The organism is Nocardia sp. NPDC055053 (assembly GCF_053608285.1).
Genome location: NZ_JBSGVD010000043.1, coordinates 21,891 through 45,783, shown reverse-complemented (window position 1 = coordinate 45,783; position 23,893 = coordinate 21,891). Strand labels below are relative to the sequence as shown.

At 68.3% G+C, this 23,893-nt stretch carries 22 protein-coding genes, 1 tRNA gene and 1 riboswitch; of the genes, 12 read left to right on the top strand and 11 right to left on the bottom strand.

What is annotated here, in order from left to right:
• The first annotated feature begins 131 nt into the window (after window positions 1–131).
• The 4 genes from ACWF82_RS30205 to ACWF82_RS30190 all read left to right on the top strand — a co-directional run bounded on the left by ACWF82_RS30205 (window position 132) and on the right by ACWF82_RS30190 (window position 1,806).
• Window positions 132–608 (top strand): YbaK/EbsC family protein, encoded by a 477-nt coding sequence (locus ACWF82_RS30205; RefSeq protein ID WP_452506681.1) that lies wholly within the window; start codon window positions 132–134, stop codon window positions 606–608.
• A 162-nt stretch (window positions 609–770) separates the two neighbouring features.
• Window positions 771–1,238 (top strand): flavin reductase family protein, encoded by a 468-nt coding sequence (locus ACWF82_RS30200; protein ID WP_452506685.1) that lies wholly within the window; start codon window positions 771–773, stop codon window positions 1,236–1,238.
• Between the two features lie 48 nt (window positions 1,239–1,286).
• On the top strand, window positions 1,287–1,544 hold the full coding sequence (locus tag ACWF82_RS30195; RefSeq protein WP_378845572.1) for a type II toxin-antitoxin system Phd/YefM family antitoxin: 258 nt from the start codon (window positions 1,287–1,289) through the stop codon (window positions 1,542–1,544).
• Window positions 1,537–1,806, top strand: coding sequence for a Txe/YoeB family addiction module toxin (locus ACWF82_RS30190; RefSeq protein WP_452506679.1), 270 nt, complete (start codon window positions 1,537–1,539; stop codon window positions 1,804–1,806). Before ACWF82_RS30195 ends, ACWF82_RS30190 begins: the two co-directional genes overlap by 8 nt.
• Before the next feature lie 33 nt (window positions 1,807–1,839).
• On the opposite strand, the gene ACWF82_RS30185 is transcribed toward ACWF82_RS30190, so the two are convergent.
• Together ACWF82_RS30185 and ACWF82_RS30180 are read right to left on the bottom strand one after the other, a co-directional pair.
• Window positions 1,840–2,391, bottom strand: a complete 552-nt coding sequence (locus tag ACWF82_RS30185; RefSeq protein WP_452506677.1) for an excalibur calcium-binding domain-containing protein — start codon at window positions 2,389–2,391, stop codon at window positions 1,840–1,842.
• 150 nt (window positions 2,392–2,541) lie between these two features.
• The gene (locus ACWF82_RS30180) at window positions 2,542–3,858 is read right to left on the bottom strand and encodes an aminotransferase class V-fold PLP-dependent enzyme (RefSeq protein WP_452506675.1); all 1,317 of its coding nucleotides are present in this window, start codon (window positions 3,856–3,858) and stop codon (window positions 2,542–2,544) included.
• Window positions 3,859–3,906: 48 nt separating this feature from the next.
• A riboswitch (SAM riboswitch) is annotated at window positions 3,907–4,021 on the bottom strand.
• Between the two features lie 286 nt (window positions 4,022–4,307).
• Here ACWF82_RS30180 and ACWF82_RS30175 point away from each other — a divergent pair.
• From ACWF82_RS30175 to ACWF82_RS30165, 3 genes are all read left to right on the top strand, one after another.
• Window positions 4,308–4,742, top strand: coding sequence for a MarR family winged helix-turn-helix transcriptional regulator (locus tag ACWF82_RS30175; protein ID WP_452506673.1), 435 nt, complete (start codon window positions 4,308–4,310; stop codon window positions 4,740–4,742).
• Window positions 4,743–4,897: 155 nt separating this feature from the next.
• On the top strand, window positions 4,898–8,827 hold the full coding sequence (locus ACWF82_RS30170; RefSeq protein WP_452506671.1) for a Pls/PosA family non-ribosomal peptide synthetase: 3,930 nt from the start codon (window positions 4,898–4,900) through the stop codon (window positions 8,825–8,827).
• Window positions 8,827–10,161, top strand: a complete 1,335-nt coding sequence (locus ACWF82_RS30165; RefSeq protein ID WP_452506669.1) for a M1 family metallopeptidase — start codon at window positions 8,827–8,829, stop codon at window positions 10,159–10,161. Before ACWF82_RS30170 ends, ACWF82_RS30165 begins: the two co-directional genes overlap by 1 nt.
• Before the next feature lie 4 nt (window positions 10,162–10,165).
• Here ACWF82_RS30165 and ACWF82_RS30160 read toward each other — a convergent pair whose 3' ends face one another.
• Together ACWF82_RS30160 and ACWF82_RS30155 are read right to left on the bottom strand one after the other, a co-directional pair.
• Window positions 10,166–10,351, bottom strand: a complete 186-nt coding sequence (locus tag ACWF82_RS30160) for a hypothetical protein (RefSeq protein WP_452506667.1) — start codon at window positions 10,349–10,351, stop codon at window positions 10,166–10,168.
• A gap of 38 nt (window positions 10,352–10,389) precedes the next feature.
• Window positions 10,390–10,851, bottom strand: coding sequence for a DUF2752 domain-containing protein (locus ACWF82_RS30155; RefSeq protein WP_452506665.1), 462 nt, complete (start codon window positions 10,849–10,851; stop codon window positions 10,390–10,392).
• Window positions 10,852–11,059: 208 nt separating this feature from the next.
• Here ACWF82_RS30155 and ACWF82_RS30150 point away from each other — a divergent pair, with 208 nt between their 5' ends.
• From ACWF82_RS30150 to ACWF82_RS30140, 3 genes are all read left to right on the top strand, one after another.
• Window positions 11,060–12,112 (top strand): alpha/beta fold hydrolase, encoded by a 1,053-nt coding sequence (locus tag ACWF82_RS30150; protein WP_452506663.1) that lies wholly within the window; start codon window positions 11,060–11,062, stop codon window positions 12,110–12,112.
• A 191-nt stretch (window positions 12,113–12,303) separates the two neighbouring features.
• Window positions 12,304–13,218 (top strand): M12 family metallopeptidase, encoded by a 915-nt coding sequence (locus ACWF82_RS30145; RefSeq protein WP_452506661.1) that lies wholly within the window; start codon window positions 12,304–12,306, stop codon window positions 13,216–13,218.
• Window positions 13,219–13,246: 28 nt separating this feature from the next.
• Window positions 13,247–13,495 (top strand): hypothetical protein, encoded by a 249-nt coding sequence (locus ACWF82_RS30140; protein WP_452506659.1) that lies wholly within the window; start codon window positions 13,247–13,249, stop codon window positions 13,493–13,495.
• Window positions 13,496–13,549: 54 nt separating this feature from the next.
• On the opposite strand, the gene ACWF82_RS30135 is transcribed toward ACWF82_RS30140, so the two are convergent.
• The 3 genes from ACWF82_RS30135 to ACWF82_RS30125 all read right to left on the bottom strand — a co-directional run bounded on the left by ACWF82_RS30135 (window position 13,550) and on the right by ACWF82_RS30125 (window position 16,222).
• Window positions 13,550–14,914: an alpha/beta hydrolase family protein gene (locus tag ACWF82_RS30135; RefSeq protein WP_452506657.1), complete on the bottom strand. Its 1,365-nt coding sequence runs from the start codon at window positions 14,912–14,914 to the stop codon at window positions 13,550–13,552.
• 3 nt (window positions 14,915–14,917) lie between these two features.
• A complete protein-coding gene (locus ACWF82_RS30130) occupies window positions 14,918–15,496 on the bottom strand; it encodes an ArsR/SmtB family transcription factor (protein WP_452506655.1) in 579 nt (192 codons plus the stop codon).
• A gap of 378 nt (window positions 15,497–15,874) precedes the next feature.
• A complete protein-coding gene (locus tag ACWF82_RS30125) occupies window positions 15,875–16,222 on the bottom strand; it encodes a hypothetical protein (RefSeq protein WP_452506653.1) in 348 nt (115 codons plus the stop codon).
• A 1,194-nt stretch (window positions 16,223–17,416) separates the two neighbouring features.
• Here ACWF82_RS30125 and ACWF82_RS30120 point away from each other — a divergent pair.
• Both ACWF82_RS30120 and ACWF82_RS30115 read left to right on the top strand, forming a co-directional pair.
• Entirely contained in the window at window positions 17,417–17,776 is a 360-nt protein-coding gene (locus tag ACWF82_RS30120) for a hypothetical protein (RefSeq protein WP_452506651.1), read from the top strand.
• Between the two features lie 266 nt (window positions 17,777–18,042).
• On the top strand, window positions 18,043–18,537 hold the full coding sequence (locus ACWF82_RS30115) for a site-specific integrase (protein WP_452506649.1): 495 nt from the start codon (window positions 18,043–18,045) through the stop codon (window positions 18,535–18,537).
• A 14-nt stretch (window positions 18,538–18,551) separates the two neighbouring features.
• Here ACWF82_RS30115 and ACWF82_RS30110 read toward each other — a convergent pair.
• The 4 genes from ACWF82_RS30110 to ACWF82_RS30095 all read right to left on the bottom strand — a co-directional run bounded on the left by ACWF82_RS30110 (window position 18,552) and on the right by ACWF82_RS30095 (window position 23,563).
• Window positions 18,552–18,627: transfer RNA gene (locus ACWF82_RS30110), tRNA-Thr, on the bottom strand.
• Between the two features lie 57 nt (window positions 18,628–18,684).
• Window positions 18,685–19,884, bottom strand: coding sequence for a DNA polymerase III subunit delta' (locus ACWF82_RS30105; protein ID WP_452506647.1), 1,200 nt, complete (start codon window positions 19,882–19,884; stop codon window positions 18,685–18,687).
• Between the two features lie 279 nt (window positions 19,885–20,163).
• Window positions 20,164–23,100 carry a type I DNA topoisomerase gene (gene topA / locus ACWF82_RS30100; RefSeq protein WP_452506645.1) on the bottom strand — a complete coding sequence of 979 codons (2,937 nt, stop codon included), beginning with the start codon at window positions 23,098–23,100 and terminating at the stop codon, window positions 20,164–20,166.
• A gap of 256 nt (window positions 23,101–23,356) precedes the next feature.
• Entirely contained in the window at window positions 23,357–23,563 is a 207-nt protein-coding gene (locus tag ACWF82_RS30095; protein WP_019044597.1) for a cold-shock protein, read from the bottom strand.
• Between the last annotated feature and the right edge of the window lie 330 nt (window positions 23,564–23,893).

Here is a 23,893-nt window from a genome sequence, read left to right as displayed (position 1 = left end):
GCGCCGTTGCGTAGGCGACGAAGGAGCAAGCAACGGTGCCTGACCGACGGGACAGGAGGGGCCGCGAACTCGAGCGCGCCAGCGCTCCAGTTACACAGCCTATTTCCCGCAATCGCCTTACTCTGGATTTCATGCGCAGGTCGTCTCTTCCGGCGGTCGCATGCCGCGTCGCCGATACCCTCATCGCCCGCGGGCACCACGGCGTCATCGTTTCCCCCGAGACGCCGGCCCCCACCGCGGCCGATGCCGCCAGGGCCATGGGCGCCCACCCCACCGCGATCACCAATTCCCAGGTCTTCCTCCTCGACGACGACCCGGTCCTGATCCTGGTCGCCGGCCATCACCAGGTCGACCTGACCCGCATCGGCAAACGCCTGGAAGGCACCCTGATCCCCGCCCCCACCGCCCTGGTGGAGCGCATCACCGGCCAGCACATCGACGGCACCGCCCCCGTAGGCCACCCGACCAACCTCCCCACCTGGGTCGACACCGCCCTCGCCGCCCACCCCGAGGTCTGGGCCGCCGGCGGCCACCCGAACACGGTGTTCCGCACCAACTTCCGCGAACTGGTCCGCATCACCGCGGGCCTGCCGATCGAGATCGACTGAGGCCGGCGGCGCGTGATGTGCGTCAACCGGGCCGACCGGCCCCTGTGCGAGGTCGCGGCGCGGGCGTAGTTTGGGGCGGTGAGTGAAGTGCGACGAACCCCGGCCGACCTGGTGGTCCCCGATGATCTGAGCGGAATCACCGCCGAGCAGTACCGGGAATCGATGCGGCACTATCCGGCCGGAGTCACCGTGGTGACCATCGGCGCCGAGACCGGGCCGGTGGGCTTCACGGCGACGTCGTTCGCCTCGCTCTCCCTGGAACCGCCCCTGGTGTCGTTCAACATCGCCCACACCTCGTCGAGCATCGACGCCCTGCGCGCCGCCGGCTCGGTCGTCATCCACTTCCTCGGCGAACACCAGCACCACCTCGCCCACCGCTTCTCCCGCACCGCCGCCGACCGCTTCACCGACCGCTCCCTGTGGACCACCCTCGACACCGGCGAACCAGTCCTGCACGGCACCCCCCTCTGGCTCCGCACCACCCTCCACCAACTCATCGACATCGGCGACCACACCCTCGCGGTCGGCCTCGTCACCCGAGTCCACGACCAAACCCACGAATCCCCCACCGCCGCCCCCCTCCTCTACTACAACGGCAAATACCACCGCCCCACCGCCCTCGACACCTGAGCGCACGTAGTCGTACAATATTTCGTACGACTACCCAGTGAGGCTCGCATGACTGCACTACCGATCTCCACCGCCCGCCAGAACCTGTTCAAACTGGTTCAGCAGGTCAACGACGACCATGACACCGTCACTGTCGTCACCAAGTCGGGTGAAAATGCAGTACTGGTCGCTGAGTCCGATTGGAACTCCATCCAGGAGACCCTCTACGTCCTTGCCACGCACGGCGGCGTGCGACTGCTCGAGTCCGCCCGTGACGCACGCGAAGGAAAGTTCGAAGCGCACGAGCTGATAGATCCCGATGCCTGATCGCAAGCTGGTCTTCAGCGCGTACGGCTGGGAGACCTACACCTCGTGGCTCACTAGGGATCGCACAGTACTGAAGGCCGCGAACAAGGTGATCGCGGCCGCACTGTCCGATCCGTTCACCGGCATCGGAAAACCAGAGCCGCTGAAACACCACCTGGCAGGTAACTGGTCACGCCGTATCACTCGCGAGCATCGAATGATCTACTACGTCACCGACGCTGAGATCGTCGTGATCGCGGTCGGCGGGCACTACGGCGAGTAGCCTGCCACCCTCGGCACCGAGCGGGACGGCGCTCTACTCGCAGGCCACGCCGTCGTTGTCGCGGTCGAGATCTGAGCGGTAGCCGGGTTCGCCGCGGTGCAGAGGGGCCGCACCGGCGGCGCGGGCGGCGGCGCAGTTCCGGTAGTAGGCACTGGGGGCGGGCGGCGCTTCCGGTTCGGGGACCGCCGCGATACGCGGTGCCGGTACCGGCACTTCCGTCGTCGGCGCAGGGGCGATTACCGGCGGCGGAGGTGGCAGTTCGACCGTAGTCGTCGGGGCGATCGGGGCCGCCGGGATGTCGACGGTGGTGGTCGGCAGGGGCACGACGGTGGTTGTCGTACTGGTAGGCGGCGGGGTTGTTGTCGTCGAAGTGGTTGTAGTCGTAGATGTTTCGGCGATGCGGGTAGTCGAGGTGACCGAGGTCCGCGCCGCGGGCACCGACTCGTCCTCGGCAAGACCGCCGATCGCGGCTAGACCGAGCACGCCGGCAACTCCGATCCCGGCCACCACGGGCCAGCGGCGCTTCTTGTCCTGTGGCCTGGGCGGACGAGCCCACGGATCGGGCGGCTGATTCGGTCGAGTCACGATTTCCCCTTAGGTGTCTGAGCACTTCTGCGGGGCTTCATCGCGACTGGCCAGAGGCCCGTTACCCAGTTCTGCGGCGCGTCAAACATTCTCGAGGACGGTATGCCGAAGCGGGCGGGCTGTTGGGCCCGCCCGCGATGGTGTGCCGGTTCAGCCGATGAGGCAGGGGGCGGCGCCCGCGGGGGAATCGGCGGTGAGGGGGCGGGTTTCGGGGGTGGGGTTCCAGAGGCCTTCGGTGGTGGCGTAGGTCCAGGTCGGGCCGGATTCGGTGAGGGTGGCGACGGCCGTGATCAGGCGGTCTACGTCGGTGGCGGTGGTGCCGAGGCCGATGCTGGCGCGGAGGGCGGCGTCAAGGCCGAGGCGGGCGAGGAGGGGGTGGGCGCAGAAACGGCCGTCGCGGATGCCGATGGCGTGTTCAGCGGAGAGGTAGGCGGCGACCTGGCCGGGGGCGTAGCCGGCGACGGTGAAGGCGACGATGCCGACGCAGTCGGGGCTGTCGGACCAGATGCGGACGATGTCGACGCCGGGGATCGCGGACAAGCCGTCGCGCAGACGGTCGGCCAGGAAGCGTTCGTGGGCAACGAGTTCGGCGGAATCTATGGCGGCCAGCGCGTCACAGGCGGCGGCGATGGCGGCTGCGCCGAGCACATTCGGCGAGCCCGCCTCGTGCCGCTGCGGCGCCGCGGCCCACTCGACCTGTTCCACACCGACTTCGCGCACCGCGCCACCACCGGCCAGGTACGGCGCGCCCGCGTCGAGCCAGTCCCGCTTGCCGACCAGCACACCGGCGCCGAACGGCGCGTACAGCTTGTGCCCGGAGAAGGCGAGATAGTCGATCCCGTTCTCGCGCAAGGAGATCCGGCGATGCGGGGCCAGCTGCGCCGCGTCGACGAGAATCCGCGCGCCACACAGGTGGGCGATGGTGGCCAGCCGCTCCAGCGGCAGCACCTCACCGGTCACATTGGAAGCCCCGGTCACCGCGAGCAACGCGGCGGGCTTGCTGCACAATTCGGCGACGACCCGCCGGATCGTCTCCTCGACGGTGTCGGCGGCCTGCACGACGCGACGCCCGTGCGCAGTCCACGGCAGGAAGTTCGCGTGATGCTCGATATCGAGCACGACGGTCTCGCCGGGCACGCAGCCTGCCAGCAGGTTCAGCGAATCGGTGGTGTTGCGGGTGAACACGACGACCTGGTCGTCACAGGCGTCGACGAACCGGGCGACCGCGCCACGGGAGGCCTCGTAGCACTCGGTGGAGATCCGCGAAGCGTAGCCGGCGCCGCGGTGCACGCTGGCGTAGTACGGCAGCAGCCGCGAAATCCGGTCGGTGACCTGCCGCAACGCGGGCGCGCTCGCCGCGTAGTCGAAGTTGGCGTAGGTGCTTGTCCCGCCTTGCACGAGCGGAACCTGCAGGTCGGCGCCGGACACGGCGGCCAGGGCACAGGTGGGGTCGATTACTGCGGTCATGACGAAATCCCGTCGGCTCAGGGACTCGTTCCCGAAAAGGGTGCTGCGAGTCCGCGCTTGCCGCGCCCACTGCGGACGGCGGCCTGGTCGTCACCCGGAGCACCCCACCGCGGAGGAGGGTTGCCGACCAGCTAGCCGGGGCTTGTCGCTGGTACTCGTGACCTGTTGACGAGAGTGACAGACGATCCCGCGACCTGTCAACCACCCGAATCGCCACGCCCGAACCGAAGCGGCCGGGCGTCGCGAAGATCGGCGCGACAGCCCCACGCCGGAACATCACGCGCGCCGACGACGTAATACCAACGCCCGCAACATGACCGGCCACCCTGAGCACAGGCATTGATTGCCGTCAGGTTGCCCACTACGCAATCACAGCCCAATGATCTGCCCAATCCATGATGGATGACCCAAATGATTGAGTCTCCCCACTATTTGTTAGAGTGGCCGTCATGTCCACGAACACGAACTCCGTCCGCGGCCTGCCGCGCTACCCGGTGTACGCGCTCGGACGGCTCACCAAGGCACTGCACGCCGAGATCGACGTGCCGCTGCGCGATCACTGGGTGCTCACCTTCATCGCGGAGAACGCCGACCTGACACAGAAGAAGGTCGGCGACGCGCTCGGTATCGACCGCAGCGAAGTCGTCCGGCTGGTCGACGCGCTCGAACGCGCAGGCCTGGTAGAGCGCACCCGCGACGGCAAGGACCGCCGCAAGTACCGGCTGCGGATCACCGATGCCGGGCGCAAGCAGTGCAAGCGCACCGACCGCCTCATCGCCGATGCCACCGCGCGGGTGCTCGAGCGGCTCGACGCCGACGAACAGCGCGCACTGCACCGGCTGACGCTCACCGCGCTCGGCGAAATCCCGGAATCGCCGTCGTGATCCGCGCCGCGGCACGCCTCACGGTGCCGTAGCGCCACACCTTCTCCGAGTACCGTTGGCACCTGGTGACCATCCCGTTTGCCCTCCGGTAACCCGACCGTGAAACAACAGACGACACCGATGGGGGTCAACCGATGAGAGGTGGACTGAGCGCCATGCTCGAGCCACGCACTGAGGACCCGGCCGGCCGGTTGCGTGACCCACTGTTGCGCGCCGACCTGGCCGCGCCGCCACGCACCCTGGTGGACATCCTGACCAGCACCGCCCTGGCTCATCCCGGCGCACCCGCCATCGACGACGGCACCGTCGTGCTCAGCTATATGGAACTGATCGCCGCGATCGAGGCCAGGATGGCCGAGCTCACCGCGGCGGGCGTGCGACCGGGCGACCGGGTCGGCGTGCGGATGCCCTCGGGCAGCGCGGCGCTGTACGTGACGATCCTGGCCGCCCTCTACTGCGGCGCCGCCTATGTGCCCGTCGACGCCGACGACCCGGAGGAACGCGCCAGGCTGGTGTTCGGCGAGGCCAGGGTGAGCGCCCTGGCCACCGCCGATGGCATCGAGTCGGCCACCGCCGCCGCTGGACGCGCACCGGCCTCGGACTGGAACACCCTGCCCACCCCCGCCGACGACGCCTGGATCATCTTCACCTCCGGCTCCACCGGCACGCCCAAGGGCGTCGCGGTGACCCACCGCAATGCCGCCGCGTTCGTCGACGCCGAGGCGAGGCTGTTCCTGCAGCACGCGCCGATCGGCCCCGGCGACCGCGTGCTGGCCGGCCTTTCGGTGGCCTTCGACGCCTCCTGCGAGGAGATGTGGCTGGCCTGGCGGCACGGCGCCTGCCTGGTCCCCGCCCCGCGCGACCTGGTCCGCACCGGCGCCGACCTCGGCCCGTGGCTCATGCGCCGGGAGATCAGCATCGTCTCCACCGTCCCGACCCTGGCCGCGACCTGGCCCGCCGTAGCGCTGGACTCGGTGCGGCTGCTCATCTTCGGCGGCGAAGCCGTTCCGCCGGAACTGGCCGAACGACTGGCCGGCGGCGCCGACCGCGAGGTGTGGAACACCTACGGCCCCACCGAGGCCACGGTCGTCGCCTGTGCCGCGCTGCTCGACGGGAAGATGCCGATCCGCATCGGCCTGCCGCTGGACGGCTGGGACCTCACCGTCGTCGACCCGCAGGGCAATCCGGTGCCCGAAGGCGAGACCGGCGAACTCGTCATCGGCGGCGTCGGCCTGGCCCGCTACCTGGACCCGGCCAAGGACGCCGAGAAGTACGCCCCGCTGCCCTCGCTCGGCTGGGAACGCGCCTACCGCAGCGGCGATCTGGTCCGCAACGACCGCGACGGCCTGATCTTCCTCGGCCGCGCCGACGACCAGATCAAGATCGGCGGCAGGCGCATCGAACTCGGCGAGATCGACAACGCCCTGCAGCACCTGCCCGGCGTCAGCGGCGCGGCGGCCGCGATCCGGACGACCAAGGCGGGCAACAAGATCCTGGTCGGCTACCTCACCGGCGCCGGACCCGACTTCGACGTCACGATGGCCAGAAAGATACTGGCCGAACAACTTCCGGCCCCGCTGGTGCCGCGCCTCGCGGTCGTCCCCGACCTGCCGACGCGCACCTCGGGCAAGGTCGACCGCAATGCCCTGCCCTGGCCGCTGCCGAGCACCGACGAACCCACCGAATCCGGCGGCCTCGGCGGCACCGCGGCCTGGGTCGCCGGGCTGTGGGACGCCATCCTCGGCGCCGAAGCCACCGACCTCGATGCCGACTTCTTCGATCTGGGCGGCGGCTCGCTGGCGGCGGCCCAGCTGGTCGGCGCGCTGCGTGAGCAGTATCCGCATGTCACCGTCGCCGACCTCTACGACCATCCGCGCCTCGGCTCGCTCGTCGAGCTGCTCGACGGCAGCGCGCCGGTCGCGGCCGTCGACGCGCGGGTCGTCGCGCCGACTCCGCTGCGCGCGCAGATCACCCAGGTGCTGGCCACGATTCCGCTGACCACCCTCACCGGCCTGCAGTGGGTCACCTGGCTGGCCGTGGTGTCGGCGATCGCGGGCTGGTCCGGTTCGCTGCCGTGGCTGCCGCGGCTGTCCTGGTGGTGGATCGTGCTGGCGTTCGTCCTGTTCATCTCGCCGCTGGGCCGGATGACACTGTGCGTGGCGGGCGCGCGGGTCCTGCTGGCTGGTCTTCAGCCGGGCACCTACCCACGCGGCTCGTCGGTCCACCTGCGACTGTGGGCGGCCGTGCGGCTGTCCGAGGCAAGTGGCGCCGAAAGCCTGTCCGGCGCACCGCTGATGGTGCCGTTCGCCCGTGCGCTCGGCGCGCGGATCGGCAAGGGCGTCGACCTGCACACCCTGCCGCCGGTGACCGGCATGCTCGACCTCGGCGACGGCGCAAGCGTCGAACCCGAGGTGGATCTGTCCGGCTACTGGGTCGACGGCGACGTCGTGCACATCGGCGGCATCACCATCGGCGACGGCGCGGTGATCGGCGCCCGCTCGATCCTGCTGCCCGGCACCAAGATCGGTAAGAAGGCCGAGATCGCCCCCGGGTCCGCGGTGTCGGGCAAGGTCAAGGCCGAACAGGAATGGGCGGGCTCGCCCGCGACGAAGGCAGGCAAGGCGCCGCGCCGCTGGCCCGACCACGCACCGGAACGCGCCAGGCACTGGCTGGTGGTGTTCGGCCTGTCGTCGATGGCGCTGGCCGCGATGCCCGTCCTCGGTCTCGCCGTCGGCGGCACCTTCATCGCCTGGTGGGTCCGCGAGGAGACCACCATCGGCGCCGCCGCGCTGCGCGGCTTCGCGATCCTGCCGGTCGCGACCCTGCTCAGCCTCGGCGTGTACGCCGCCGCCACCGTGATCGCCGTGCGCCTGCTCGGGATCGGCCTGCGCGAGGGCTACCACCCGGTGCGCAGCCGGACCGGCTGGCAGGTGTGGGCGACCGAACGCCTGCTCGACTCGGCGCGCACCTTCCTGTTCCCGCTCTACGCCAGCCTGCTGACCCCGCTGTGGCTGCGCCTGCTCGGCGCGCGGATCGGCAAGAACGTCGAAGCCTCGACGGTGCTGCTGCTGCCCAAGTTCACCGTGGTCGCCGACGGCGCCTTCCTGGCCGACGACACCATGATCGCCAGCTACGAACTCGGCGGCGGCTGGCTGCGGATCGGCGAGGCCAAGGTCGGCAAGCGCGCCTTCCTCGGCAACTCCGGCATGACCGCGGTCGGGCGCCGGGTGCCCAAGAACGGCCTGGTCGCGGTGCTCTCGGCCGCGCCGAGCAAGGCCAAGGCCGGCTCGTCCTGGCTGGGCAGCCCGCCGGTTCGTCTGCGCCGCGCGGCCGAATCCAGCGACACCTCACGCACTTTCGATCCGCCGCTGCGGCTGAAGCTGGCCCGCGCCTTCGTCGAGACGTGCCGGTTGATCCCGGTGATGGTGACCTTCGCCATCGGCCTCGGCGTGCTGTTCGTGCTCGCCCTGATCGCCCAGCATTCCGACTACCTCGTCGCGGCGCTGCTGTCGGGCCTGGTGCTGATGGCGGCGGGCGCGGTCGCCGGGGCTCTCGCGGTCGGCGCGAAGTGGTTGCTGGTCGGGCGGATCCGCGCCGTCGAGCACCCGCTGTGGAGCTCGTTCGTGTGGCGAAACGAGGTCTCCGACGCCTTCGTCGAGACCGTCGCCGCGCCCTGGTTCGCACGCGCGGCGACGGGTACACCCGTGATGAATCTGTGGCTTCGCGGACTCGGTGCCAAGATCGGCCGCGGGGTATGGTGCGAGTCCTATTGGCTACCGGAGGCGGACCTCGTGACACTCGGTGACGGCGCGACCGTGGAACGCGGCTGTGTGGTGCAGACCCATCTGTTCCACGACCGCATCATGTCCATGGACACCGTGACGCTGGACGCGGGCGCCACCCTCGGCCCGCACTGTGTCGCCCTGCCCGCCGCCCACATCGGCGCCGGCGCCACCATCGGACCGGCGTCGCTGGTGATGCGCGGCGACGTGGTTCCGCCGTCGACCCGCTGGTGGGGCAACCCCATCTCGCCGTGGACCGGCACCGCATCGATGCCGGAGTCGAGGCAGCGCGGAGCCGCCTGATGCGGAGCAAGTTCTACGAGGATCCGATCGATACCTACCTGCCGCAGAACGGTAATCGCGGCTACCGCGTGTCCAGGTACGAGCTGGAGCTGAGCTACAAGCCCGCCAGCAACCGGCTGGCCGGGCGCGCGGTGATCATCGCGGTCACCACCACGGTGCGGGCCTGGTTCACACTCGACCTGTCGCAGGCGCTGACGGTGTCGAAGGTGTTCGTCAACGGGGCCAAGGCCGCGAAGTTCAGCCATCAGCAGAGCAAGCTCGCCGTCACCCCGCAGCAGAAGATCCCCGCGGGCGGTGTCCTGGAGATCACCGTCCACTACTCGGGCACCCCCAAACCGGTGCGCGGGCCGTGGGGCGAGGTCGGCTGGGAGGAGCTCACCGAGGGTGCGCTCGTCGCCAGTCAGCCCAACGGCGCGGCGTCCTGGTTCCCGTGCGACGACCACCCGAGTTCCAAAGCGTCCTACCGGATCTCGATCACCACCGACAGCCCGTTCTACGCCGTCGCCAACGGCACCCTGATGCGCAAGCAGGCCAAGGCCAGCCAGACCACCTGGGTGTACGAGGCGCCGGAGCCGATGGCGAGCTACCTGGCGACGATCCAGATCGGCAACTACCGCAAGCACCGGATCGGCGCGCCCGGCGAGCCGGTGCCGATGCAGGCCGTCGTCCCGCCGCGGCTGCGCGTGAACTTCGACCACGACTTCGCCCGCCAGCCCGAGATGATGGCGCTGTTCACCGAGCGGTTCGGCCCGTACCCGTTCGAGAACTACACCGTGGTCGTCACCGACGACGAGCTCGACATCCCGATCGAGGCGCAGGGCATCTCGGTGTTCGGCGCCAATCACTGTGACGGCAAACGCGGTTCGGAACGGCTGGTCGCGCACGAGCTGGCCCACCAGTGGTTCGGCAACAGCCTGACCCTGAAGCAGTGGCGCGATATCTGGCTGCACGAGGGCTTCGCCTGCTACGCCGAGTGGATCTGGTCGGAGGCCTCCGGTGGCCCGACCGCCGACCAGCTGGCCAGGGCAGCGCGGGCCAATCTGGCCCGCCAGCCGCAGGACATCATCGTCGGCGACCCCGGCCCCAAGGACATGTTCGACGACCGGGTCTACAAGCGCGGCGCGCTCACCCTGCACACCCTGCGCCTGGAACTGCGCGACCATCTGTTCTTCCAACTGATCCGGGAATGGACCTCGCGCTATCGCCACGCCTCGGTCACCACCGAGGAGTTCGTGGATCTGGCAGGCCATTACAGCGTGGCGCCGCTGCGCGGGCTGTTCGCGGTCTGGCTCGGGACCAAGCCACTGCCGCAGCTACCGCCGCTGGGCGGATAGGGACTCAGAACACCAGGTAGCGCTGCGCGAGTTCCTCGACGAGGGGATCGTCGGACGGCACCATCTCGAGCGCCTCGAGGTCATCGGACACCGAGATGCTGCGTGCGTCGTCACGCTCGGGGTCGGGGCCGTCCTCGGCGAGCTGGCGCAACAACTTCTGTCGGACTCGATCCTTCAGTGAATCGCGCATGCCTCCAGATTGCCCGCACAACGGCGCGGATACCAGTATCAGACGGGCGTGAGCCAGGTTCCCCACGGCGTGTTGCGCAAAACGGTATAGACAGCGAGCAGGCCGAAGAACGACCACACGAGCACCGGGTTCAGCCCCGGCAGTCGCCACCGTCGGCCACGCCGGGCGCGCACCAGCCAGTCGACGACGAACACCGCGAACGCGAGGACCAGCGGCACGACGAGCACATTGCTCTGCAGCGAATCGAGGATCCGGCCGTCGGTGAGATTGTGCATCGCCCGCATCCCGCCGCAGCCGGGGCAGTACACCCCGAACAGCGCGTACACCGGGCACAGCCCGTAGGAACCCTCGACGTGCGGGTCGCGGAAGTGCAGCAGCGCCAGCGTGCCGACACCAAGTCCCGCGGCGATCAGCGGCGGGGCCATCCGCTGCCAGAACGGACGCGCCGGTTCCCGGTGCGGTGCGCCGGAGAATTCGGCCATGACGGGCGTGCTGTCCACGCTCCTACGGTAGCCGGGGCCGGTCGAGGCCGCCAGCATGCCCGGATCGCGGTGACTCGCTGTAATTTTCCGGCGATTTCGTGCGATTTCACAGTGTCTGCGCGTCCGGTAACCCAGTTCACAACAAATGGGACACTGCGACCCGCTAACACTAGCTAGCACCCGAGCTCGCACTGTACGGTGGCCTACGACACAAAGGAGTGCCGACATGCTTGCGAAGTCGATGATGACGGTAGGCGCACTGACCGCACAGTTCCGTGCGGGGCTGCGTACCCGCAGTTTCGCGACAGCGAAACTCAACGCCCCCGCCGTCGAACACCGGGTCGTCCCGGTGACCACCGCCGACGGCGCCGACCTCAGGGTCCACGTCTACGGTCCCGACACCGCCCCCACCCTGGTCCTGATCCACGGCTGGGCGTGCAGCATCGAATACTGGAACCCGCAGATCAGCGCCTTCGCAGGCGAGTACCGCGTGGTCAGCTACGACCAGCGCGGACACGGCGAGTCCACCCTCGGCACCGTCGCCCCCAGCGAGCACACCCTGGCCGACGACCTCGCCACTGTCCTGGACGCGACGCTGCGCCCGGGTGAGCAGGCCGTCCTTGCCGGGCACAGCATGGGTGGTCTGACCATCCAGGCCTGGGCCAAGCACCACCCCGAGCAGGTATCCGAGCGGGCCGCCGCCGTGCTGCTGGCCAATACCGCCAACGGCGGCATCCGCGAGGAAACCGATCTGCTGCCGCTGCTGAACAAGCAGCTCACCCTCGCCGAGTACCCGGTCACCTTCCTCGGCGCTCCGATCCGGATGCCGCAGCCGGTCAGCGAGTCGCTGTTGTTCGCGCCGGTGCCGATCCCCGGCGGCTGGTTCACCGAGCAGGTGTTCCGCAACCGCATCATGACCCCGGAGGCCTCCGACGACGAGGTCGACTTCGCGGTCGGCATCATCCGCTCCTGCCGTCCGCTCGCCCGTGGCCGCCACGCCGCCGCGATGGCCGACATGGATCTGTCGGCCGGCACCGCCAACCTGACCGTGCCGACGACCGTGATCGCGGGCGCCCAGGACCGGTTGCTCCCGCAGCGCATGTCCCGCCCGATCGTCGACATCCTGCGCCGCACCGGCCACCTGGCCGATGTGCACGTGCTCCCGCACGGCCATCTCGGCAATATCGAGGACAGCGTCGCCTTCGACGCCATCCTGCACCAGATCCTGCTTTCCGCCACCAACTCTCGGGCCACCCGCCGCAACGTCGCCGCCCGCTGACCCGAGTCGGTTCTCCTGAGCCCGGTCAACGGCGATCGGCTCAGGAGCAACTCGAGGCCCCCGACTACCCAGGTCGGGGGCCTTTCTTGTGCCTGGAGGGGACCCCAGATCGAGTAGTCGACTACTCGGGACCTCGTCGTTTTCTTCGTGCGACAGTCGCATCCACGTTGATACCCGATGAGGAGGACCCCATGGCCAAGAAACCCGACCACGAACACAACAGCGACGGTCTCTACGACTTCACCGCCACCGCTTCCCCTCCAGAGGACGCGGGCTGCGTCATTCCGACGCTGCCGTCCCGGATGCAGGAGCGCGCGGCGGAAATCGCCGCGCAGATCAATCCGGTGAATGCGCCGCTCACCCAGGGCGCGGCAGCGGAAGGCGGCCTGCCGCAGGTGGCCGAGCTGGCGGTACTGAGTTCGAAGTACTGGGGCTTTCAGCGGCGCACATTGTCGGTCAGTTTCATGGAGACGACCGGGGCCGACCTCAAACAGCGCATTCTCAGCCATATGAACGCCTGGGGCATCGGCGTCAACTTCGTCCTGACGAACGGCACCGGCCAGGTGCGCATTTCCCGCACCGGACAAGGTTATTGGTCCTATCTCGGCACGGACGTACTGCTGATTCCGCAGAACCGTCCGACGATGAACCTGCAGGGGTTCACGATGAATACGTCGGAGGCCGAGTACAAGCGGGTCGTACGCCACGAGACGGGCCACACGCTCGGCTTCCCGCATGAGCATCTGCGCCGCGCGCTGATCAATCGGCTCGATGTCGCCAAGACGATCGCCTATTTCCGTGACACCTTCGGGTGGAGCGAACAGCAGACGCGGTCGAACGTCCTGACCCCGCTGGACGAACGCTCGATCATGGCTACGCCGCACGCCGATCAGGATTCGATCATGTGCTACCAGTTGCCCGGCCAGATCACCACGGACGGGCAGCCGATTCGCGGCGGCTCGGACATCAACGCCATCGACTTCGCCTTCGCTCGGTCCATCTATCCGAGGGGCGGGCCCATCTTCGCCCAGGCCGCGGATTGGGACGAGGCCGAGGATGTGAGCGTGGAATCCGCGCTTGCGCAGGCCTATGCCACGGTTGGTTGACCTCCGCGCAGGTCCGGTCGGGGAGAGATTGGAGCTGGCGCCCGGTGACATCGTGCTGCTACCCGCCGCGGGAGCGCGGGTGACATCGGGCTCCGTGGTGCTCGGCGTGTACCAGAACGCGACCCCACTACCGAACGGACGTGTACTCGCGCCCGAAGGCCCGCCGGACGTGGTGCTGCTCTCCGCGCCGACGCCCGGCAACTCGACGGTGCTACTGATGACCGGCGACCCCTTTCATGGACCGACGCCGCAGAACCTGTCGGTGATTGTGAAATAGGCCCCTGCCGAGCAACGGTGCGTGGTGGGGTGACCCGAACGGGCGCCGGTGTTCTCAGGGCAACAGCAGGCCCCAGTACAGCGCCCACAGCGTGAATCCGATGCCGCCGCAGACCACCAGCGCCCAGCGGATCCGCGCGCCCGCACCCGCGCCGTCGAGCATCCGCCCCCGACGGGCGATGACGAAGCCGAGCGCGATCACCGCGCACGCCGCGATCAGCTGCAGCGCCACCCAGGACAGGGTGCGCCCGAACAGCAATGGCCCGAACGAGGTCGCCCGGGTCGAGGCGACGTAGAACAGCTGCGCGACCGTGCCGACGATGCCGATCCCCGCTGCCCCCACCAGGATTCGCGCGGGCAGGGCGTTCGGCAGGCGCCAGGCTTTGGCCACGCCGGTCAGCGCGTATCCGGCGAGAGCGAGCAGGGTTCCCGCCAGCAGTGCCAGCTGGGCGGCGGTCGACTCCCACCACGCCAGCGGTGTCAGGGGCGACACCGACTGCCCTTGCACCGCAAGTTTATCCGCCTGTTTTGCAGCGGAGCCGGGCAGCCCGTTCACCCAATTCCCCATCAGCTGGGCGTAGCCGGGAGCCAACTCCTCGCCCCTGTCGAATCCGTCGGTCGTCGTGAAGCCGCCGTGCTGGGCGTTCGGCAGGGTGCGCAGGGTGTAGTTCGTCTTGCCCGCGCGATCGAAGGTCTCCTGGAAGCCGCGCAGGCTGTCGCCCGGCGGGGTCAGCCGGTCCTTGTCACCCCAGATCGCGAGTACCGGTTGCTCGATCCGGGCCAGCACCGGCAGCGGATCGTAGTCGGCCTGCGCGAACTGTCCGGCACCCGCGATCTGCCGGATTCCGTTGCGCGCCAGCACATCGATCATCGATCCGCGGACGCCCGCCGCCGCGAATCTGGTCTCGTTGGCCCAGGTCTGCTGTGCCGCCGGCGCGCCCGAGTTGGCGCCGATGGTGATCAGGAAGGCGACATCGGCCGAGCGCGAGGTGGCGAGCGGAGCGACCCAGCCGCCTTCCGAGAGCCCCCAGAGACCGACGTGGGCGGGGTTCACCTCGGGCCGATTCCGCAGTGCGGCGACGCCTGCCAGTGCGTCGTCGGCGAGCAGGGAGAAGTCGCGGTGGGCTGGGGTGTAGTCCTCGGTGCGCTTCTCGTAGTGCAGCGCGACGATGCCCTGCCGTGCCAGTGCTTCCGCGACCTGGGCGTATTGGGGGCCGCGGGCGGTGCCCGAGCCGTGGACGAGCACGATGCCAGGCCTGCCGGTCGCGCCGGCGGGTGCGTGGATCGTGCCGGTGGTCGTCGTCCCGTCGGAGCGGGTGAAGGTGATGTCGGTGGTGGTGTGGTCGTTCGCGTGCGCGAGCGGGGCGCCGATCAGCAATGCGGCGAATATGGTGGCGGCCAGGGCAATTCGAAGAAGCATGATCTACTCGCTGTCCATCCCCGGCGCCGGGAAGGCGATGAATCGGGTGAGTACCCGGCGCGCCCCCGGCCTGCCCTCGGCGTGCGTGGCCTGGAAGCGCTTGAGCAGGGCGAGATAGTCCTCGCAGAAGGCGTCGAGTTCCTCCCTGGTCGCGTAGATCGCGCCGCGCGAGAACGGCATGGTGTCAGCCCACTCCCCGAGCTCCGCGCGTTCGGCCCGGAACCGCTGGAACATCTCGACATCGTCGCTGATGTGCTGTGCGACAAGCCCTTCCAGCAGCTCCCGCATCTCCGGCGACTGATCCTTGTCCATCCGGTACCGCAGATCCTTCGGCGGCGACCGCCACCACCGCTCCTTCCCCTTGGCCAGCTCGGGCGCCTCCTCGATGAACCCGTGCTCGGCGAGCTGACGCAGGTGATAGCTGGTCGCCCCGGTGTTCTGACCCAGCTGGGCACCCAGCGCGGTCGCCGTCGCCGGGCCCTTCTCGGCGAGTGCGCGCAGGATGCGCTGACGGAGGGGATGCGCGAGCGCGCGAAGAGCGGCGGGATCGGTGATCTCCCTGGACGGTACTTCGTCGGCCATACTTGCACAGTACTCTTTGCACAAATATCTATGCAAAGAGAATTCTGCAACCCTGCTGGTGGCGCTACCAGGGCGAATCCGTAGGCGTGGCACCATCGAGTCAGCGCTCGACCCTTTCGTCGGACGGCGGCCTGTGCACGTCTACACGAACCTTTCCGCCGCCCTGCCAACTCAGCCGAGCCTGCTGGGCCCTCGCCCTGTGCACCGACGTCTACCGACGCGGCCTATTCCGAGGCGTCGCACCAACTCCTCACCTACGCCCTCTTCGACCACACCGACACCTACAACCTCACCCACACAGGCATCTACTCCGCCCGCTACGGCCACCTAGCCCCTCCCGGAATCCGGAAGGGACCTTTGACGTTGTTGCCGGCTCTACTACCTAGCGGCGACCATCGACCAGCTGTAGTAATTAGCGATGCTGCGAGGCGCCACCGTCGCCACCGGCGTCCCCGTGCAGTCCGGTGTCGAGAACACCAGAAGCGTTCGGTCGCTTCGATTCTCGTAGGTCACCTCGCGCGGGAAACCGCTCGCCCAGCATCGGTCCAGGTTCTCGATCATCCCCGTACCGTCGATGATCGCCCATTGCCCCTCCGACGACCCGGTCGGCAGCGGCATCGACGACCCGGAAGGCAGCGGAAGAGGAAAAGCAGCGACTGAGGGGGCACCGACTACCGCAGCGGCGATGGCCACAGCGCCGACGAAAGACATGCTTTCACGCTTCATGAACCCGATGCTACAAAGATTCGCGAACACTGTCGTCCCCCAGAACTACCGTCACGGCCACGATCGAATCTCTCTGTACCGCCACGAATTCGAGAACCAAGGAGCAGTGGCATGAAGACCCTCATCGGCCTCCACATTGTGCAGGTCATTTCGTGGCGTCGTGGGTCGGCAACGCCATCGGGGGCACAGTGGCAGGTCCGCGGGGCGTCCCGATCACTCACGTACTGGCGCACAGCGAGCAGGCGGCGACCGGCTCGACGGGATCGTCGTAGCTCGAGGCCGTGCGATGTCCCATTCCCTATGTCCCACGTTGTGGCCCATCGGCCTCACCCGGCGTCGTCCTGGCTGGGCGGCTTCACCCTGCTCGGCGTCCTGGCCGAGTTCGTGCCGTTCGCCGGGCCGAAGTGGTGTCCTCCAGCCAAGGGGGCTACGGAACCACCTCGGCGTCGCTGATGCTCGCGTTGGGCATCCCGGTCCACATCGTCGCGGCCTGGCCGGGCACGACCCGGCCATGTCGCTGTCGGTCAACTCCGACACGCACGCGGACGAGTTGAGGCGACGGGGGCCGCGCCCTATCAGTGAGCCGCGGGGCGATCTTCCCCCCGGTTGACACACTGTTGGCACACTGAAACGACAAAGGCCCTCCCCGGCGAACCGGAAAGGGCCTCTGAGCTGGAGCCGCCTGGGGGAATCGAACCCCCGACCTTTTCATTACGAGTCGAAATCCTCGTGTCCACTGGTGGTCTGCTGACGTCCGTACCCCTACGTGAAGTGGCGAAATACTTCTGTGGGGGTCTTGCTGCGTCCGGGGCCGTTTGGGTGAGATGTGGCAACGCCGTGACAACTTCGGTTCCAGGTGAGTTGCCCGCCTTCGAACGTTCGCTCATGCCGATATGCGGGTACAGCAGGGTGGACGACCGGCTGACTTCTGGCCGTTCGTCCTGCCAAGCAGGCGTTGTCTTGGGGCATGGCGGGCCCGGCTGGAAGGTCCCATACGGCCGACGAGGTGGCAACCCAGCTGAGCAATGGATTCGAATGCACGGGCTGATGCTTTATGGGAACCTTGAGGTGGTCGATCGCGCCGAGATGCCCTGGGTCACAAACGACCTTCGGCGATCAGGCAGATGTTGCGCTACCGGATACACAGTTGCCGAACAGTCGGTGACTGCCCGTTGATGACCAAGGAGCACGCACATGAGCGACGAAGCCATCACAGAAGCCCAGCAGCTACCCCCACTGGATTACGAGCTCGAGGAGACCTTCGGTCGGTGGCGGCTCACAGGCCCGAACCCCGCAAAGATATCCCCGGCCGTGAAATCCGTCGTGATACATGCCCCCCAGCCCATAGCGCGGATCGAGCTACTGCCCGGCCCCGGGAAATCCGCGGGTGCCAGCATCACCCTTCCTGTGACCGAGCCTGTCACCGGGCCGGCCTACTACACCGTGCACCTCGAGTCGGGCGAGGAGTGGAAATCCCCGGAGGTCAACCTCGCTCCCCCAGCACGCAACGACAAAGGCCCTGCGCCGGCGACGTTCCCGGTGCAGCCGAAGTAGGGGCAATTCCTGACAATCGCGCCAGCCATTAGCGGCGCTCCAGCACCACCACGACGCACGGCCTGCCGCTGGTCAGTCCCGACAGCAGGCGGCAAGCCGTGCGTCGACTGCCGCGTGGCGCGCGTTCTCGAACGTCCGCAACTACCGATTTCAGGACGTCGCTCCAAGCACAGTGGCATCGCCATGAACAGTTCGGCTGGCGCCGAACGCGACGCGGCCGAAGTGGCATCAAGTGACAGATACGGTGGTCAGCCACACCCGTGTCGGTGAACGGCAAGGCTGTGGAATACGACCCGAAGTCGGAGGACTCCGGCCGGACGCTGCCACTGACGCCGACGCTCAAGGCGGAACTGCGGGCAGCACGCAAGCGGCAGGCGGCCGAGAAGCTGGCACTCGGTGAGGCGTACGGGCCTGGCACGCACGTCGTGATCGATGAGGCGGGCTCGTCGTACCACCCGGACACGCTGACCGACTACTGGGAGAAGATCACCAAGGCGGCCGAGGTGCGCCGGATCCGGCTGCACGACGCTCGCCACACCTGCGGAACTCTGATGCATCTTCAGGGAGTGCCGATCGCGGTGATCTCGGAGTGGCTGGGGCACGCTGACAGCGCGTTCACGATGCGCACCTATGTGCACTCACAGGACGACGCTCTGGTCTCCGCAGCGGGCACTTTGGAGGCGCTTGTGGCAAAGCGTGACAAGAACGGTGCTGCGCCGACTCGCCGGAAGCGAAGGAAGGGTCGGAAAGCAGCTGGTTAGGGCTACTTTCCGAGTGGAGCCGCCTGGGGGAATCGAACCCCCGACCTTTTCATTACGAGTGAAGCGCTCTACCGACTGAGCTAAGGCGGCGTGCCGTTAGGCGACGCGAGTCTATCGCGGGAATGGGCAGAACGCGAAAACGGGTGGTCAGGTGGAGCGGGCGGCGATCAGGGTGGCGACCATGGCGGCGACGGCGAAGCGGGGTTTCACGTTGAGGTCCAGTGCTTCCCGGCATTGCAGGACGGCATCGATGCTGCGGAGCAGGCCTTCGGGGCGGACGTTGGACGCGAGTTCGGTGATCTCGGCGGCCATGTCGGGGTGGGTGAGGGTGATGGTGGCGCCGCGGCCGGCGAAGCGCATCGCGAGGGCGTCGCGGTACATGCCTGCGACGTCGATGAGGGCGCGGTCGAGTGCGTCGCGGCCGGTGCGGGTGGCGCGGGACTTCTGGCGGCGTTCGAGGTCTTTGAGCACGCCCGCCGAGCCGCGGGTGGCCGAAGCCGCGCCCTTGCCGGTGCCGCCCGCGCCGAGGGCGGTGGCGAGTTCGTCGCGTTCGCGGTCGTCGCGTTCGGCGCTCATCAGTTTGGCTTCGTCGTCGGCGGATTTCACCAGTTCGTCGGCTGCGGCGTAGGCGGCGCCGGGCCGTTCCGTCGCGCTGACCAGGGCGAGTGCGCGCTGACGGCGCTTGCGCGCGTCCTCGTCGGTGGCCAGGCGACGCGCGCGGCCGACGTGGCCGCCGCTCACCGCGGCCGCCCAGTCGGCCGTTTTCGGGTCGAGCTGGTCGCGCTCGCGCAGCACCTGCGCGATGGCGGGGACGGTGGGTGTCACCAGGTGCACGTGCCTGCACCTGGAGCGCAGCGTGACGGAGATGTCTTCGGGGTCGACCGTCGGCGCGCACAGCAGGAACACGGTGCGGTCCGGCGGCTCCTCGACCACCTTGAGCAGGGCGTTGGCCGCGCCCTCGGTGAGCCGGTCGGCGTCCTCGACCACCACGATCTGCCAGCGGCCGGTACTCGGCCTACGGGAGGCGATCTGCACGATCGCGCGCATTTCCTTGGTACTGATGCTCAGGCCCTCGGGGATGATCCGGCGCACGTCGCCGTGCGTACCGGCCATCGTGGTGGTGCAGGCGTGGCACCGACCGCAGCCGACGATATCGGGGTCGGTGCATTGCAGGGCCGCGGCGAAGCACAGCGCGGCGACCGACCGGCCGGAACCGGGTGGGCCCGTGAACAGCCACGAATGCGTCATCGCCCCGGTGACGACGCCGGCCCGCGCCGCCGTGGCGGCAGCGGTCAGCTCGGTCTCGACCACGTCCTGGCCGACCAGTCGATCGAAGACACCTGCCACGGGAGACACCCTAGCCGCGCCCTACGACAGCCTTGCCTGACGGGTTGGGCCACCGGCCCAGGCGAAGTGCCTTACCCGGCTGCCCCGACGCCTATGCCCGGTCTCGAAGTGGTGGACCGACCTACGCGCTCGGCGAGCCGCGCCACCATCCGACGGATCCCATCGACCACCGCGCTGAACGTTCACTCCGCCGATCGGTCGAAATCTGGACCGTCGCAGCCTCTAGTGACTGCTCAGCGCAGTCGGCGGACATCGTCACAGCGCCGACAACGCCGTCTGTCAGCCTTCTTCGCCGCCAACGCTTTTCGCTGCCTTCTTCGCAGGAGCCTTCTTGGCCGGGGCCTTCTTCGCGGCGGTCTTCTTCACCGCGGTCTTCGTGGCCGTCTTCGTCGCAGTCGACTTGGCCGCCGTCTTCTTCGCCGGCGCCTTCTTGGCCGCCTTCTTCGCGGGCGTCTTCTTCGCCGCCTTCTTCACCGGCCCACGTGCCCGGCGATCGGCCAGCAGCTCGGAGGCCCGCTCGTCGGTGATCGACTCGACCTCGTCGCCCTTACGCAGGCTCGCGTTGGTCTCACCGTCGGTGACGTACGGACCGAACCGGCCGTCCTTGATCACCATCGGCTTGTTCGTCGCCGAGTCGTTGCCCAGCTCGCGCAGCGGAGCCGCGCTGGCCGCCTGCCGCCCACGCCGCTTCGGCTCGGCGTAGAGCTTGAGCGCCTCGTCGAGGGTGACGGTGAACAGCTGGTCCTCGGTCGCCAGCGACCGGGAGTCGGTGCCCTTCTTCAGGTACGGGCCGTAGCGGCCGTTCTGCGCGGTGATCTCCTCGCCCGAGGCCGGGTCGTTGCCGACCACGCGAGGCAGCGACAGCAGCTTGAGCGCGTCGTCGAGGGTGATCGTCGCCAGATCCATCGACTTGAACAGCGATCCGGTGCGCGGCTTGACCTCGGCCGCCTTCTTGGTCGTCTTCTTCGCGGGCGGCGCGGCCGGGTCGGGCGCGGGCGGCTCGGGCAGCACCTCGGTGACGTACGGGCCGAAACGTCCTTCCTTGGCGACGATTTCGTGCCCCGACACCGGGTCGACGCCGAGCGAGCGGCCCTCCTGCGGCGTCGAGAACAGCTTCTCGGCGACCTCCGGCGTCAGCTCGTCCGGCGGCAGATCGTCGGGCAGGTTCGCCCGCTGCGACACCGGATCACCGTCCGGGTCATCGGGATTGACGACCATCCGCTCCAGGTACGGCCCGAACCGGCCGACGCGGACCACGACATCGCGGCCCTCCTCGTCGACGAACATCTTGATCGAGTTCACTTCGCGGGCATCGATGTCGTCGAGCTGCTCGCCGACCATCTTCTTGAGGCCACCCGAGCGCGCCACCGAGCCCTCGGCACCGTGATCGCCACCGAAGTAGAAGCTGGACAACCAGTTTCCGCGCTGCTCGCGACCGCCCGCGATCGCGTCGAGGTCGTCCTCCATCGCGGCGGTGAAGTCGAAGTCGACCAGCCGGCCGAAGTACGCCTCGAGCAGACCGACCACCGCGAACGCCACCCACGACGGCACCAGCGCACTACCGCGCTTGTAGACGTACCCGCGATCGAGAATGGTCTTGATGATCGAGGAGTACGTCGAGGGGCGGCCGATGCCGAGTTCCTCGAGCGTCTTGATCAGCGAGGCTTCGGTATAGCGCGCCGGCGGATTCGTGCTGTGCCCGTCCGGAGTCAGCTCGGCGGCGGTGACGCCCTGACCCTCTTCCAGTACGGGCAAACGGGATTCGGCGTCGTCGGACTGACCGCCGGCCTCTTCGTCGACGCTCTCGACATACGCCTTGAGGAAGCCGGGGAAGGTGATCGTGCGACCCGAGGAGGAGAACACGCACTCCTCGCCGGTCCGCGCGGTGCCGGTGATGCGCAGGGTCAGCGTGGTGCCGCGCGCGTCGGCCATCTGCGAGGCGACGGTGCGCTGCCAGATCAGCTCGTAGAGCCGGAACTCGTCCTGGTCGACCTTGGCGGCCAGCTGACCGGGAGTGATGAAGGTGTCGCCCGACGGGCGGATCGCCTCGTGTGCTTCCTGCGCGTTCTTGACCTTGCGCGTGTACTGCCGCGGCGTCGGCGAGACGTACTCCGCGCCGTAGAGCTGGGTGGCCTGCGAACGCGCGGCGGCGATGGCCGACTCCGACAGCGTGGTCGAGTCGGTTCGCATGTAGGTGATGTAGCCGTTTTCGTACAGCCGCTGGGCCACGCGCATCGTGCGCTCGGAGGTGAAGCGCAGCTTGCGGCCCGCCTCCTGCTGCAGCGTCGAGGTCATGAACGGCGGATACGGCTTGCGCGAGTACGGCTTGGCCTCGGCGGAGGAGACGACCAGGTCGGCGCCGTCGAGCGCCTCGGCCAGCCTGCGCGCATAGGCCTCGTCCAGCACGACGACACCGGAGGCCGACTTGAGCTGACCGTCGGAGCCGAAGTCACGGCCGGAGGCGACCCGGTCGCCCTTGACCTGGACCAGGCGTGCGCCGAACGTGCGCGGGTTGGTCGAATCGGAGTTCTCGTCGACGCCCGCGTCGAGCTTGGCGGCGATGTCCCAGTACTCGGCGGAACGGAACGCCATGCGCTCGCGCTCGCGCTGCACGATGACGCGGGTGGCGACGGACTGCACGCGGCCCGCCGACAGCCGCGGCATGACCTTCTTCCACAGCACCGGGCTGACTTCGTAGCCGTAGAGGCGGTCCAGGATGCGGCGGGTTTCCTGGGCGTCGACCAGATCGTTGTCGAGTTCGCGCGTGTCGGCGGCGGCGGCGAGGATGGCCGGCTCGGTGATCTCATGGAAGACCATCCGGCGGACCGGGACCTTCGGCTTGAGCGTCTCGAGCAGATGCCAGGCGATCGCCTCGCCCTCGCGGTCGGGGTCGGTGGCGAGATAGAGCTCGTCGGCGTCGGCCAGCAGGCTCTTGAGCTCGGAGACCTTGGCCTTCTTGTCCGGGCTGACGACATAGATCGGCTCGAAGTCGTGATCGACGTCGACGCCGAGGCGCGCCCAGGACTGCCCCTTGTACTTGGCAGGCACGTCGGCGGCGCCACGCGGCAAGTCGCGGATATGACCCACCGACGCCTCGACCGTGTAGTTACGGCCCAGGTACGGCGCGATCTTGCGGGCCTTCGTCGGGGACTCGACGATCACGAGACGACGCAGGGGACGCCCCTGGTCGGCTGAACTGCGGTCTCGTGTTGCCACCGGCGAACACCTTCCTTCTAGATCCGCGCGTCGGGAGGTCCGCTCGGTGCGCGGCTGGGGCAGACGGCGCGACGTTCGGACATCGCCACCAGTGACGTTTATACCCTGCGCACTTGGGTAGCTGCGTTCATGGCAGCTGGCGACGCGGGTTCGCAGCCCTCTCGAGCAGCGAAGTTCCGGGCGACTTTACCCGGAAATGGCTCGTCCCCCACCTCCGCGCAGGAGATGGGGGACGGGCGTTGTTTCGATTCGCAGCTCAGGAGAGCGCGCGAACGCCGGTGGCCTGCGGGCCCTTGGTGCCCTGGCCGACCTCGAACTCGACCTTCTGGTTCTCCTCGAGGGTACGGAAGCCCGTGCCCTGGATCTCCGAGTAGTGGACGAAGACGTCAGCGGAGCCGTCCTCGGGCGCGATGAAGCCGAACCCCTTCTCCGCGTTGAACCACTTCACAGTTCCCTGTGCCATTCTGTTCCTTCTCTTTCTTACCGGAACGGCGGACAACTGGGTTCGTCCACCGGGTCCGTTCCGACCGCTGTACTGTGGGTCCCCCTGCAAGGAAAGCCTGAGCACGGCGTTCGCAACATCGATCCTGCTGATGGTTGGACTTTCGATCCGTCCCCTCGAACACAGAAGCTTGCGACCAGGACCAAGTGAACCATGTCTCCGAGCAATTCAACAGTCGAGTTACCGACAATTTGCAAAATTCTTGATCTTGCGAATGCGCAGGTGAGGGACAGATTGGGTGAATCCGTACTTTCAGTCTGTTTGCTTCACGATAACCGGGAGAGCTTCCAG

Coding starts and splice junctions, on each gene's coding strand:
- ACWF82_RS30170 (WP_452506671.1), top strand. CDS start 4,898: ATGCTCGAGCCACGCACTGAGGACCCGGCCGGCCGGTTGCGTGACCCA.
- ACWF82_RS30195 (WP_378845572.1), top strand. CDS start 1,287: ATGACTGCACTACCGATCTCCACCGCCCGCCAGAACCTGTTCAAACTG.
- ACWF82_RS30125 (WP_452506653.1), bottom strand. CDS start 16,222: ATGAAGCGTGAAAGCATGTCTTTCGTCGGCGCTGTGGCCATCGCCGCT.
- ACWF82_RS30200 (WP_452506685.1), top strand. CDS start 771: ATGCGGCACTATCCGGCCGGAGTCACCGTGGTGACCATCGGCGCCGAG.
- ACWF82_RS30175 (WP_452506673.1), top strand. CDS start 4,308: ATGTCCACGAACACGAACTCCGTCCGCGGCCTGCCGCGCTACCCGGTG.
- ACWF82_RS30190 (WP_452506679.1), top strand. CDS start 1,537: ATGCCTGATCGCAAGCTGGTCTTCAGCGCGTACGGCTGGGAGACCTAC.
- ACWF82_RS30120 (WP_452506651.1), top strand. CDS start 17,417: ATGAGCGACGAAGCCATCACAGAAGCCCAGCAGCTACCCCCACTGGAT.
- ACWF82_RS30095 (WP_019044597.1), bottom strand. CDS start 23,563: ATGGCACAGGGAACTGTGAAGTGGTTCAACGCGGAGAAGGGGTTCGGC.
- ACWF82_RS30160 (WP_452506667.1), bottom strand. CDS start 10,351: ATGCGCGATTCACTGAAGGATCGAGTCCGACAGAAGTTGTTGCGCCAG.
- ACWF82_RS30130 (WP_452506655.1), bottom strand. CDS start 15,496: ATGGCCGACGAAGTACCGTCCAGGGAGATCACCGATCCCGCCGCTCTT.
- ACWF82_RS30180 (WP_452506675.1), bottom strand. CDS start 3,858: ATGACCGCAGTAATCGACCCCACCTGTGCCCTGGCCGCCGTGTCCGGC.
- ACWF82_RS30135 (WP_452506657.1), bottom strand. CDS start 14,914: ATGCTTCTTCGAATTGCCCTGGCCGCCACCATATTCGCCGCATTGCTG.
- ACWF82_RS30145 (WP_452506661.1), top strand. CDS start 12,304: ATGGCCAAGAAACCCGACCACGAACACAACAGCGACGGTCTCTACGAC.
- ACWF82_RS30150 (WP_452506663.1), top strand. CDS start 11,060: ATGCTTGCGAAGTCGATGATGACGGTAGGCGCACTGACCGCACAGTTC.
- ACWF82_RS30165 (WP_452506669.1), top strand. CDS start 8,827: ATGCGGAGCAAGTTCTACGAGGATCCGATCGATACCTACCTGCCGCAG.
- ACWF82_RS30205 (WP_452506681.1), top strand. CDS start 132: ATGCGCAGGTCGTCTCTTCCGGCGGTCGCATGCCGCGTCGCCGATACC.